General features: G+C 40.9%; 14 protein-coding genes. 2 read left to right on the top strand and 12 right to left on the bottom strand.

Translation table 11 applies throughout. The features are described 5' to 3' along the window. From V7161_RS15710 to V7161_RS15665, 10 genes are all read right to left on the bottom strand, one after another. Positions 1-349, bottom strand: a 349-nt coding sequence (locus V7161_RS15710) for a hypothetical protein (protein WP_335713920.1), incomplete at its 3' end; no start/stop codon positions are given. A gap of 210 nt (positions 350-559) precedes the next feature. Then, a complete protein-coding gene (locus V7161_RS15705; RefSeq protein ID WP_335713919.1) occupies positions 560-2,023 on the bottom strand; it encodes a nicotinate phosphoribosyltransferase in 1,464 nt (487 codons plus the stop codon). A 63-nt stretch (positions 2,024-2,086) separates the two neighbouring features. Continuing rightward, a complete protein-coding gene (locus V7161_RS15700; protein WP_335713918.1) occupies positions 2,087-2,632 on the bottom strand; it encodes a cysteine hydrolase family protein in 546 nt (181 codons plus the stop codon). A 384-nt stretch (positions 2,633-3,016) separates the two neighbouring features. Further along, the gene (locus tag V7161_RS15695; protein ID WP_335713917.1) at positions 3,017-3,958 is read right to left on the bottom strand and encodes a diacylglycerol kinase; all 942 of its coding nucleotides are present in this window, start codon (positions 3,956-3,958) and stop codon (positions 3,017-3,019) included. Between the two features lie 134 nt (positions 3,959-4,092). Next, positions 4,093-5,016: a LiaF transmembrane domain-containing protein gene (locus V7161_RS15690; RefSeq protein ID WP_335713916.1), complete on the bottom strand. Its 924-nt coding sequence runs from the start codon at positions 5,014-5,016 to the stop codon at positions 4,093-4,095. Then, positions 5,013-5,108, bottom strand: coding sequence for an LPXTG cell wall anchor domain-containing protein (locus tag V7161_RS15685; protein WP_335713915.1), 96 nt, complete (start codon positions 5,106-5,108; stop codon positions 5,013-5,015). The genes V7161_RS15690 and V7161_RS15685 overlap by 4 nt, the downstream gene beginning before the upstream one ends. Beyond that, positions 5,101-6,180, bottom strand: coding sequence for a hypothetical protein (locus V7161_RS15680; RefSeq protein ID WP_335713914.1), 1,080 nt, complete (start codon positions 6,178-6,180; stop codon positions 5,101-5,103). Before V7161_RS15680 ends, V7161_RS15685 begins: the two co-directional genes overlap by 8 nt. After that, complete coding sequence (locus V7161_RS15675) at positions 6,177-6,641, bottom strand: anti-sigma factor family protein (protein WP_335713913.1); 465 nt, start codon at positions 6,639-6,641, stop codon at positions 6,177-6,179. Before V7161_RS15675 ends, V7161_RS15680 begins: the two co-directional genes overlap by 4 nt. Beyond that, positions 6,638-7,156: a sigma-70 family RNA polymerase sigma factor gene (locus V7161_RS15670; protein ID WP_335713912.1), complete on the bottom strand. Its 519-nt coding sequence runs from the start codon at positions 7,154-7,156 to the stop codon at positions 6,638-6,640. The genes V7161_RS15675 and V7161_RS15670 overlap by 4 nt, the downstream gene beginning before the upstream one ends. A 147-nt stretch (positions 7,157-7,303) precedes the next feature. Next, entirely contained in the window at positions 7,304-7,951 is a 648-nt protein-coding gene (locus V7161_RS15665) for a pentapeptide repeat-containing protein (RefSeq protein ID WP_335713911.1), read from the bottom strand. Positions 7,952-8,052: 101 nt separating this feature from the next. Here V7161_RS15665 and plsY point away from each other — a divergent pair, with 101 nt between their 5' ends. After that, a complete protein-coding gene (gene plsY / locus V7161_RS15660) occupies positions 8,053-8,673 on the top strand; it encodes a glycerol-3-phosphate 1-O-acyltransferase PlsY (protein ID WP_335713910.1) in 621 nt (206 codons plus the stop codon). A 38-nt stretch (positions 8,674-8,711) separates the two neighbouring features. Here plsY and V7161_RS15655 read toward each other — a convergent pair whose 3' ends face one another. Then, positions 8,712-9,263 carry a thioredoxin family protein gene (locus V7161_RS15655; protein ID WP_335713909.1) on the bottom strand — a complete coding sequence of 184 codons (552 nt, stop codon included), beginning with the start codon at positions 9,261-9,263 and terminating at the stop codon, positions 8,712-8,714. A gap of 223 nt (positions 9,264-9,486) precedes the next feature. Between V7161_RS15655 and putP the strand changes: the two genes are divergently transcribed. Then, positions 9,487-10,968, top strand: a complete 1,482-nt coding sequence (putP, locus tag V7161_RS15650; RefSeq protein WP_335713908.1) for a sodium/proline symporter PutP — start codon at positions 9,487-9,489, stop codon at positions 10,966-10,968. 33 nt (positions 10,969-11,001) lie between these two features. Here putP and V7161_RS15645 read toward each other — a convergent pair whose 3' ends face one another. Beyond that, positions 11,002-11,544, bottom strand: coding sequence for a DUF1697 domain-containing protein (locus V7161_RS15645; protein ID WP_335713907.1), 543 nt, complete (start codon positions 11,542-11,544; stop codon positions 11,002-11,004). Positions 11,545-11,635 lie beyond the last annotated feature (91 nt).

The raw sequence follows: 11,635 nt of genomic DNA, 5'->3' as shown, positions 1-11,635 counted from the left end.
TAGTAGTTGTAGTAGTTGTTGATGTTGTTGAAGTTGACGTTGATAGAAATTCAAGGACATTTTCAAATTTAAATTGGAGTAACATTTCTTTTTTGATAATTGTTTGCAGCATTTTTTCAACTTCACTGTTCGCCGCTAATAACTCAGCAAAAGTTCTAGCTTGAATGTCTGTATTTGCTGGTTCAAGGGTACCAATCGCTCCTTGGAGCTTTTCTGCTTCTGCATTTATTAAATGGGCTAGTCCAAGTTCTTCAAATGCGATGCTTACAAGCAGCAAAAGGGCTACCTGTTCAGAATCCAAACCCTCAATGGGATTTATACCCTCTGGCGGGGTATTAGGAAAAGACATATATAGTTTCACTCCTTAAATATTTTTATTTACTATCTTACGTTATTCGAATTTTCCTTTTTTTGTCTGTATGTTTTACCTAAGGAAAAGGCTTTTTTTAAGTGGATTTACTAGGTAAAAGTGAAAAAATGATAAAAGAGAAGTCTAAAAAAAGGGCAGCTATTAGCAGCTTTATAACAGCAAAAAAGCGCCGATCAGGCGCCCTTCTCATTATTCCTTCATAGCTGCAACTTTTTCTTTTACTTCTTCAATATTCTTCATCTTGTTATCCCAGCATTTTTGACTTAAGTCGACTGGGTATTCCTCTGGATTCATTGTCCGTTTGTACTCGTCCCAAAGCGCATTAAGATTTTGTTTAAGATAAGCGCGGGACTCCTCCAAACAAGGTATTTCAAAAACTAGCTCGCCGTTTACAAAAATATCTTCATGAAGCTCTTTTGCGGTAAAGTTGGTTACCACTTTATTCATATACGTATGGGTTGGATGGAACATGCGCAGACGTTTCTCCGGCAGCTTTTCATCCTCCATCGCGATATAATCCCCTTCTGCATGGTTGTTCTTATTATTAATAATCCGATAGATTTTCTTCATACCCGGAGTCGTTACTTTTACAGGGTTGGAAGAGATTTTAATGGTATCTTCCATTTTGCCGTTTTCATCCTCTATAGCAACAATTTTATAAACCGCACCTAATGCAGCCTGATCGTAGGCCGTAATAAGCTTTGTCCCGATTCCCCAGCTGTCTATTTTGGCCCCCTGTCCTTTTAAGCTCATTATGGTAAGCTCATCCAAATCGCTGGAGGCATAGATTTTTACATCCTTAAAGCCTGCTTCATCGAGCAATTTACGTGTTTCCTTTGAAAGATAAGCAAGGTCACCGCTATCAAGTCGAATGCCAAGAAAATTGATTTTGTCACCCATTTCTTTAGCTACCTTAATAGCATTTGGCACTCCTAGGCGCAAGGTATCATATGTATCAACTAAAAAAACGCAGTCCTTATGTGTTTCGGCATATTTCTTAAAGGCAATATATTCATCCTTATAGGCTTGAACCATCGAATGGGCATGTGTACCAGATACAGGAATTCCAAACATTTTCCCAGCACGCACATTACTTGTGGCTTCAAATCCTGCAAGATACGCTGCTCTTGTTCCCCAAACGGCCGCATCCATTTCCTGTGCCCGTCTAGTCCCAAATTCCATCGCTACTTCATCGCCGACAACCTGCTTAATTCTTGAAGCTTTTGTAGCAATCAATGTTTGGTAATTCACAATGTTAAGCAGCGCTGTTTCAACCAGCTGCGCTTCTGCGAGCGGGGCATCTACGCGAATAATCGGCTCGTTGCCAAAGACAAGCTCGCCTTCTATTAACGAGCGAATGGTTCCGGTAAAACGCATATTTTTCAGATAGTCTAAGAAATCTTCATGGTAGCCTACTTCATTTTTTAAATATTCCAGGTCGTCTTCGCTAAATCGAAAGTTCTGGATAAATTGAATGACTTTTTCTAAACCAGCAAAAACAGCGTAGCCGTTCCCAAAAGGAAGCTTGCGGAAAAATAGTTCGAAAACCGCACGTTTATTATGGATTCCATCTCTCCAATATGTTTCTGCCATATTAATCTGATATAGATCGGTATGCAGAGTTAAACTATCATCATGATAAAAGTGTTTCATAACTAGACCTCCGGATACTATTACAGCTTTTCAACATTATATCCAATAATAACACTAAAAAGTCTATTTCACCATAGCACCAAGAGCTTGTTCAAAGTGGCCAAGCGCCCATTCATGGCCGGCTGGATTAAATGACGCTACAGCATCCTTGTACACCACTATCTTGAAGCCCTTATTATAGGCATCTACCGCGGTATGTAGAACGCAAATATCGGTACAAACGCCAACTAAGTGAACCTCTGTAATTCCTCGCTCACGCAATTTGATTTCCAGGTCTGTTCCGGCAAAAGCAGAGTATCTGGTCTTATCCATATAGGTAACATTTTCACGGTGTTTATTATGGTCATAAACCTCTTGAAGTCCGCCAAATAGGTTACGGCCGGCCGTTCCTCTAAGATTATGCGGCGGAAACAACCTCGTTTCAGGATGGAATTCATCGCCTTGATCATGGACATCGATGGCAAACACCACGTAATCTCCACTCTCAATAAACTCTTTTGTCAGCCGGGTGATTCTGCCCTCTATTGCCTGACCAGGCTCACCGCATGTTAGTGCCCCGGCATCCGCTACAAAGTCATATGTGTAATCGATATTGATTAATGCTTTCATATCCATCACCCCTTCCATTTTCTTTCTTCCTTATTAAGTTTATTCGTGACGTTAATCGAATTTCCTTTCATTTTTATTATTTCTCAATGTGTAAACGTCTTTTACGTTCCGGTTCCTTTTCTTGACTCCTTTTGGTCACGTAGACCTCCTTTACGTTTTCACTCTTCCTTACTCTTTTCGGTCACATAGACCTCCTTTACGTTACCATTTTCACTCTTCCTTACTCTTTTCGGTCACGTAGACCTCCTCTACGTTACCCAAATTCCCTTTCCTTACCCTCTGTGGTCATGTAGACCCCTTTACCACAATCCCCTTCGCTAATCTGTTACAGGCAAGAATCTTATTACAAACAAAAAAGTCCGCTCCCGCAGGAACGAACTTTTGTTAACTATATCTTTGTCCAGAGACCCAATCCTTCGGCCGGTCAAGCGGGCGGATATTCTCGAGTGGTACGAATACTTCTAAATGACGGTAAAGGTTCTCAAACTCTGCCGGCAGTAAGCCGCCAAATTCTCCGTCTAAATTTAACTGTACTTTTTCAGAAGAATAGACTTTGATTCGGTTGGCCTGCGTGTAAATAACGTTCGGATCATTCACGTGTTCACCGCGAATTGCTAGCGTCGCAATCCTGATAAACTCAGCCAGATTAACTTTTTTCAAAATTAATAGAGAAAACAACCCATCATTTATGGAGGCGTCAGGTGCTAGTTTTTCAAATCCGCCAATGGAGTTAGTCAAACCAACAAGAAACATCATCGCCTCTCCTTCAAAAAGCTTACCATCATACTCAATCTTAAGATCGGAAGCTTTAATCGAAGGAAGCATCTCCATCCCTTTTAAATAGTAGGCAAGCTGGCCCAGCATCGTTTTTAATTTGCTTGGCACCTCATATGTAAGTTCGGTCATTTTGCCGCCGCCTGCAATATTAATAAAATATTTATCATTAATACGTCCAATATCGACAGGAATCAATTCCCCTTTTGTGATAATATTCACAGCACTGGAAACATCCCTCGGAATATGCAAAGCCCTGGCGAAATCATTGGTTGTTCCAGCTGGAATAATTCCCAATTTCGGACGATACTCCTGATCGGCTAAGCCGTTTACCACCTCATGGATTGTGCCATCGCCGCCTGCTGCAATCACGACATCATACTTTCGCTCAACGGCAATTTTTGCCGCATTTGTCGCATCCCCCGCACCAGTCGTCGCATGGCAAGATGCCTCGTATCCTGCAACTTCTAACTTTTCAAGAATTTCCGGGAGATGGCGCTTTATCATTTCGCGTCCTGAAGTAGGATTATAAATCAGTCTTGCTCTTTTCATCATTTCATCATCCTATTTTTTGAAATCACAATTGGTTTTCTATATTCTACCAATTATTATCAAGGCTTACAATTAAATTGTAATGCCAAACGTCCATCTCCTATCATAACGTTTTTTTTTTAATTTGCAAAAATCTACTGATTGGTATTTAAATTAACACTATAGGCACCTGCAATATTAATACGGTATTTGCCTTCCCCAGTTTGATAAAAAGCATTCTTCTCCATGCTATCTTCCGGAACATTGGATTCTATTTTTCCCTCTATCTTCCATTCGCTCTCTTTTCCTCTTAATTCCTGGGCACCCACTACCTCCACCTTCAAATTGCTGTTTTCTGGTACATCGACCGCAACAGATGAGGTACTCTCGATACTCCAATCATTTGCCAGATTCCGTGGCTTCAAGGTAAGCGAATCACCATTCCCTAACACTTCTAACTTCACATCATTCGGCACCAATATTGTCCCAGCGACCATTCCCTGTGAATCAAACGGACCAACTTGGTTTGGCAGGCCTTTTAAGTTTAAATAAAGCGTATCACCTTTTTGATTGGCTGCGATGATATCATCAGCACTCTTAAGAAGCTTTTCTTTCCCAGCTGTTTGCACCCGGTAGGTGCCAAACATACTGACTTCTTTTGCTTCGGTCGCTTCAACTGTCATATCAGTGCCAACCGTTCTGACTACCACTCGTTTAATACTATCATCTATTTTATAGGAAAAAGCAGGCAGTTCAAACGACCTTTCCTCTCTCGCCATCACTTCCTCGACTCTTCCCATGAGGCCAGTTGAGCTCATGATCGCAAACACAATGCCCACTGTTCCAATCAATCCAACAAAGAAAATACTTAAAAAGTCATATCGCAGCACTGGCTTTTCCTGCCGGGATAAAAACAAATAGAGTAAGATTTCAATTCCCAAAACAATTAATAAAATAGGCCACCAGCCTGTCATCACCTGAATGAGATTTAGCCCCAAAAACTTCGATAGGAAAAGGAAAATTCCAAGGAAAACGAGCGATGCCCCCATCGAAAACGTCCCGACACGCCATGTCCTCATGCTGCTTTCCCCCCTTTTCTCTTTCTAAAAAGCAACCCAAATCCTGCTCCAATTAGGACAGCGCCCGCAATCGTTTTTTTCCACTTATTCATGATTCTTAACCTCCCGCTTCTGCTTGCTGCCAGATAAAAGCTTAATGCCCCCGCCGATCAACAACAGGCAGACAAGTCCGGTTTGGAAATAGCCTTGTATCCAATACTGAAGATCGAAATTGATGATTCTTGTCAAAATTGGCGATAAAGCCGGCAGCAGGATGTTCACTACTAAATAGTAAGCCCCCAATAAGATAAGCCCGATACCGACCCATTTTTGATGATTAAGGAAATAAGCGATGATTGGCACATCTTCAACCGTTTCTTCCCCATACCTTGAAGCCTTTTGCAGACCGTCAAAAAAGCTGTAAAACCAAATGATCGGGATTAAAAATAGGAAAATACCGAGACGCAAAACATCTAAAATATAGACCGAGAATAAGAAGGCTGCCATCAACTGAATACCGCGCCGCTGCAGCCCCAAATATAAATGACCCGCACCAGGAAAAATCGAAAGAAAGGTAGCAATTGATTTACTCTTCTTGCCGTCTTCCCGACGCGCTTCAAAGTCTTCAAATATCGTTCTGTCCACTAACTCCTCTCCGCGCTGCTTTTTGTTGACCTGCTGAACGGCATCAAAAAATCCATATACCCAGATCACAGGCAGTCCAAGCAAGAAAACGAGAAATTCCTCGCGACTAGAGATAGCCGTCACAAAGATAACCATGATGCCAAGACCTAGAAAGGTCGCTAATAGAGTTAAGCCTCTGTTCATCAAGCCGAGCTGGAAGTGACCAAGACCTGGAACAAACGACAAGACAATCGTATAAAAACGTTCCGAATCCTGACTAACCTGTTGCTGTGGCCCGTCTAAGTTTCCAGCAGTAAGAGCTTTTTTCTGTTTGGAAATCTGCACACCCATATCAATAAAGCTAACTAGATAGATGAAAATACCCACCATAAATGGGACAACCACTACATCCCCACCTTGATTGGCAATTGCAATCACAGTAACCATCGCACAGCCAAAAACGGCAAGTAAATAGACGGCGCCGCGAAACATTTTCCCAAAATAAATATGCCCAAGGCCCGGAAAAAGCGATAATGTTAATGCCTTTGTCGAACTTTTCATTTCTTATTTGCCTCCTTGTTTTCTAGTGAATCCATCCATGCAAATGTTTTATCAATCACACCTTCCGTAACCGAAGGCTTTTTCTCTTGGACTTTTTGCGGACTTTCTATCGAATTTGCGTAGGTTGCCAACGATTGAAAGGCCCCAGTTAACATTAATAAGATTGTCGCTGCCGCAGCGAGCAGATAATGGAATATAGCCTGCTGGTAAATTGGCTTTTTATTTGGGTTTGGTGCAGCAGATTCTTGCTTTTGCTTCGAAACTTCCACCATTACCAAATCGGTAAAATTGCCTTCATTTGATAGAATCGGGAGTGATGATTCATTTGCTGTAACAGCCTGTAAATAAGCGTCTAGACATTGGTCACATGTATACAGATGTCTTTCATAATTTTCACGCTCTTGTTCACTAATTTCCTCTTTGACGTATTGGAGCCACTCATCATAACTGTAATGCTTCATGAAAAATCGTCCTCCTTCCAATTCTTTTTCATCCAATTTCGAGCCCGGTAAAGCTTGGTTTCAATTGTTTTCACCTGCACCTGCTGTTCATCGGCCATTTGCTGGTAGCTTTTTTCCGCAATGTAAAATCCGTAGATGACATCCCGGTAATTCTCTGGTAATTCATTCAGCCTTTTCCTGACGAGCCTGCGCTGATCCTGTTCAATAATCTCATTTTCCACACTATCCCTCGGCGTTCCTATTGTGCCTTGCTCGAGGGCCTCGACAACTTCCTCTCTTAACCTTGCCTGTTTTCTTTTTACATCTATCGCATGATTGACGGCAATGCGCGTCATCCACGTTTTAAAACCTTGGTTTTCATATTGAGGGAGAGACGTATAAATCTTCATAAACACTTCCTGTGCCGCATCTTCCGCTTCCTTTTGATCACGAAGTACAGCAAAGACGGTCCGGAACACATCATTGCGGTATTTCTCAACCAAAAGGCGAAAGGCATGATCATGGCCTTGCAGCACTTTTTCTATTAAAACCGTGTCGCTAATCGAACTCTCCCCCTTTCATTCAATCTGTCATATTAATAGACGAAGGGAACTTGGTGAACCCCTACACTTTTTTAAAAAAAATTAAAAACCGCACGATGGTTTCCGCACGGTTCTATAGAATCAATCTTTAATTATTAATCCCATCAACTTGGCAAAGCCAATAGCCTGTTCAGAAGTAACAATGCATCCGTCTAAACTTTCAGGCGATAAAATGAGCTGATTTAAGGTGCTGCTGCTAAAATCTATCCCTTTAAGCGCAGTTCCAGTAAAATTCACTTCATATAAATCACTTTCTTTAAAATCAACAAGGTGAAATTTCGCTTCATAAAAGTCAGCATGACGGAGGGAGCATGTATCAAATTTCACTTGTTTTAAATCGCCGTAACCAAATGAGCAAAGGTTGGCATTGCAATTGCTAAATAACACATTGCGGAGTGTAGCATCTGAAAGATTCAGGCCGACGAGTTTGGATTCTTTAAACTCGACTCGATGAATACTGGCATCACCAAAATTAGAATTGGATAAATCGCATCGTTCAAAAATAACATCAATTAGTTCAACGTAGCGAAATGAGACATCAATGAACGTAACATTCTGAAATACCACCTGTTCAAACTTTAATCTTTCAATTTCTTCTCCTATAATGGAACAATCACTAATCAATGCCATTGAAACATATGTATCATCCCGATCCTCAAAATTCATCGGCATTAACTCTTTAGGAATAATAGGCTGTAAGGTTTTTTGCTTCCGACTCAAATCGTTCATCCTCTTTTTAATTCAGAATTGTGTTATTTCTACAAAATAATACCATTTAATTATGATAGAATGCTATTAGAAACAGAAATTCTTAGACGGGGGAGATTCTTATGTTTTGGCTGCTGCTTCTTATGTCCTATTTAATTGGAAGCGTTCCGACTGCCCTCATTATCGGCAAACTGGTTTTTGGGGTCGACATCCGGGATCATGGCAGCAAAAATCCCGGTGCAACCAACACGCTGAGGGTACTTGGTAAAAAATCGGCCATATTTGTTCTGCTTATTGACCTTGGCAAAGGCGCACTGGCCGCATCACTTCCTATTTTTTTCAACCTTGATACTGAACCTCTTTACTTCGGACTGGCTGCCGTCATCGGCCATTGCTTTCCGATCTTCGCCGGTTTTAGAGGCGGAAAGGCCATCGCTACAACTGCTGGGGCACTTTTGATTGCTAATATCCCTTTGTTAGTAATCGCTTATATTACTTTCTTTTTGGTCATCTTTTTAACGAAGTATGTGTTTCTTGGCTCTATTTCTGTTGGCCTCACTATACTCTTATATGCTTTTCTTTCACCCCATCTTGAATTTGAACTGATCTTTCTATTATTCACTTTCTTTTTAATTTTCCTCCACCGTTCAAACATCCGAAACTTCATCTTAGGAATCGAACCAAAAATTAATGATAAAAATTTAGCGAATGACCGCATTCCCCCTAAGAACATTAAATTGTAATAAAATCCCCGGCAGAAAAATTTCTACCGGGGATTTTTTTATAAAAGAGTACTAATTATGCTATTTGCCACTGTCTGCCAAATTGAGGAATCTGTTTGATAAGCTTTGCCCAGGCGCTTGTACAATTCCATTTGCTTCACTTGAAAATCCGGGGCATCTTTTTCTGGAAGGGAGGCGCGTCCCTCCTCTACTAAAGCCTGCATTTCAGGCGCCCTCGGTCCCCAAACTCCGACTTCCTTACCTTCTTGATTGATAAAAATAAAAATCGGGATCGCTCTAGAGGTGCCGTTGGTTAAATATTGATCCATTAGTTCAAGATTCTGGTCGCGTAGGACAAACCGCACTTCCATATCCACAGCCTCAGAAACCCTCATTAAAATTGGGTTATTAAGCAATGCATCCCCGCACCAATCCTCTGTTAAAACAATGGCCCTCAGCCCCTGAGATTTTAATGCCTCAAGCCTCTGCTGATCTTCAGCCGTTAACGTAAATCGCTCATAAATCGAAAGCATTTCCTCTTTATTTCGAGTCATAGAATTGGTATACTCATCCAGTGTCATTCCTTTTTGAAACCATTCATTTAATTTCACTTAGCTAGCACCCCCATACATTTACTTTTATGATAGCCATCCCACGAATTCCTTACAACAGAACTGCTTATAATTCATCCAAAAGCTATTCTAAGACAATTTTTCCTTATTTCAAAAAAGTAATAAATATACAGTAGAAATAGTCATCATAAGTTGGTAGAATATTTTATAAATAGGAAATATTATTTAAATTTATTTCCAATATAACAAAGGGGGAAAAAGTATGTCTCATCAAACACTACAGCTGATTTCGATTGGAATCTACTTAGCCGGTATGCTTTTAATAGGTTGGTATTCTTATCGAAAAACTAGCAATCTGACGGACTACATGCTTGGGGGAAGGTCTTTAGGACCTGCTGTAACTGCCTTAAGTGCAGGTGCTGCTGATATGAGCGGCTGGCTTTTAATGGGATTGCCTGGCGGCGTTTATGTAACCGGTTTAGCGAGCGCTTGGATTGCGATTGGTTTAACAATAGGAGCTTATCTAAACTGGTTTTTGGTTGCACCGAGATTACGATCTTATACTCAAGTTGCGAATGATTCTATTACCATTCCAAGTTATCTTGAAAACCGTTTTAAAGATAAATCAAACATGCTCCGTATTGTATCTGGTATCGTTATTCTTGTTTTCTTTACTTTCTATGTTTCTTCGGGGCTGGTTTCTGGAGCGGTATTCTTCCAGAGTTCATTTGGTACAGACTATCTGACAGGTCTTTATATCGTTGGCGGCGTTACAATTGCCTACACTTTATTCGGCGGATTCCTGGCAGTAAGTTATACAGATTTCATACAAGGATTAATGATGCTGGTTGCCTTATTCTTAGTTCCAGCATTGGGTATCTTTATTACTGGCGGGCCTACTGAAACGTTTGATACGATTCGCGCCATCGACCCAACAAGGCTTGATTGGTTTAAAGGCACAACATTCATCGGAATTGTATCAGCAATGGCTTGGGGCCTTGGATATTTCGGGCAGCCGCATATCGTTGTCCGCTTTATGGCGATTAAAACCATTAAAGAAACAAAGAGTGCTCGCCGCATTGGTATGGGCTGGATGATTATTTCTTTAATTGGGACGATCTTTACTGGACTAATTGGTATTGCTTATTTCCATAATAATACTGCTCATAAACTAGATAATCCGGAAGCAGTATTCATTTCTTTAAGTCAGATTTTCTTCCACCCGCTTTTCGCTGGTTTTGCCTTGGCAGCCATTCTTGCCGCCATTATGAGCACGATTTCTTCTCAGTTAATCGTAACTTCAAGTGCATTGGTTGAGGATTTATACAAAGTAGTCATGAACAAAAACGCTAGTGATAAACGCCTTGTTTTCTTAGGAAGAATGGCTGTACTCCTTGTGTCTGTTGTTGCTGGAGCGCTTGCTTTTAAGCAAAACAGCACGATTTTAAGCCTTGTTGCCTATGCTTGGGCAGGATTTGGAGCTTCATTCGGTCCAATCATTTTATTAAGCTTATTCTGGAAAAAGATGACCAAATGGGGCGCCCTTTACGGAATGATTGTCGGTGCAGTTACCGTAATCGTTTGGAAAAACGTTGGACTTGGCGATACTCTTTATGAAATCGTACCAGGCTTCGTCCTTAACTTGGTTGTATCTGTTGTTGTCAGCTTAGTTACGTATAAAAAGAATGAAGAAATCGAAAAAGAATTTGATGAAAGCGTCCGCTTACTTAATGATGCTTCTTAATAAACGAAAAACGCTCGGGTTCCGAGCGTTTTTTTATTCCGCTATTGTTCTTGCCAAGGTGTCCAGCTTCATTACTGTATTCCAGTTCCTCAATGTTGCAGGAACGCCGAGTTTTGGAAGCTGTGTTGCTAATTTTGAATCCCGGATGCTTTGGCGGAAAAAGAGGTATACTTCTTTGCCGATTACTTTGCATTCATCCTTCTCACTTTCAAAGTTTTGCAAATGGTCAATTCCACCCTGAGTAGGTTCGCCCCCTAAAAAGGCTATTTGGACACTTTCCCCTTCTTTTAAGTCTTCGGTCGAGTACGGGCAGTCGTGAATAATCCGTTCGTATTCCTCCGCCGTTCTTAAAATAACGGGGACTGGAAACCCAAAAGTTTTCTCTATTTCTTCCTCCAGTTGCCCGCTAAGTCTTTCTGTTTCCTCATCCGATTCAAACAAAACATTCCCGCTTTGAATATATGTTTTTACCTTATGTAAACCCATGTCCTCTAGTAAACTCTTGAGGTCTGCCATTTTAATCTTATTATGCCCGCCTACGTTGATTCCCCGGAGTAATGCAATATAAATAGTCATGTATGTACCTCGCTTATTTAATTGGTTCTCTTCCCTAAATCTTAACATCTGTGGAGCAATTTAAACTACATCAGTTGAAGGATATTTGTTT

It is taken from the genome of Neobacillus drentensis (assembly GCF_036965425.1).
Taxonomy (GTDB): Bacteria; Bacillota; Bacilli; order Bacillales; family Cytobacillaceae; genus Neobacillus; species Neobacillus drentensis_F.
Note: the sequence above shows the minus strand (reverse complement) of the source record. Positions and strands in the feature narration are given on the sequence as shown.

Coding starts and splice junctions, on each gene's coding strand:
- V7161_RS15705 (WP_335713919.1), bottom strand. CDS start 2,023: ATGAAACACTTTTATCATGATGATAGTTTAACTCTGCATACCGATCTA.
- V7161_RS15700 (WP_335713918.1), bottom strand. CDS start 2,632: ATGAAAGCATTAATCAATATCGATTACACATATGACTTTGTAGCGGAT.
- V7161_RS15695 (WP_335713917.1), bottom strand. CDS start 3,958: ATGAAAAGAGCAAGACTGATTTATAATCCTACTTCAGGACGCGAAATG.
- V7161_RS15690 (WP_335713916.1), bottom strand. CDS start 5,016: ATGAGGACATGGCGTGTCGGGACGTTTTCGATGGGGGCATCGCTCGTT.
- V7161_RS15685 (WP_335713915.1), bottom strand. CDS start 5,108: ATGAATAAGTGGAAAAAAACGATTGCGGGCGCTGTCCTAATTGGAGCA.
- V7161_RS15680 (WP_335713914.1), bottom strand. CDS start 6,180: ATGAAAAGTTCGACAAAGGCATTAACATTATCGCTTTTTCCGGGCCTT.
- V7161_RS15675 (WP_335713913.1), bottom strand. CDS start 6,641: ATGAAGCATTACAGTTATGATGAGTGGCTCCAATACGTCAAAGAGGAA.
- V7161_RS15665 (WP_335713911.1), bottom strand. CDS start 7,951: ATGAACGATTTGAGTCGGAAGCAAAAAACCTTACAGCCTATTATTCCT.
- plsY (WP_335713910.1), top strand. CDS start 8,053: ATGTTTTGGCTGCTGCTTCTTATGTCCTATTTAATTGGAAGCGTTCCG.
- putP (WP_335713908.1), top strand. CDS start 9,487: ATGTCTCATCAAACACTACAGCTGATTTCGATTGGAATCTACTTAGCC.
- V7161_RS15645 (WP_335713907.1), bottom strand. CDS start 11,544: ATGACTATTTATATTGCATTACTCCGGGGAATCAACGTAGGCGGGCAT.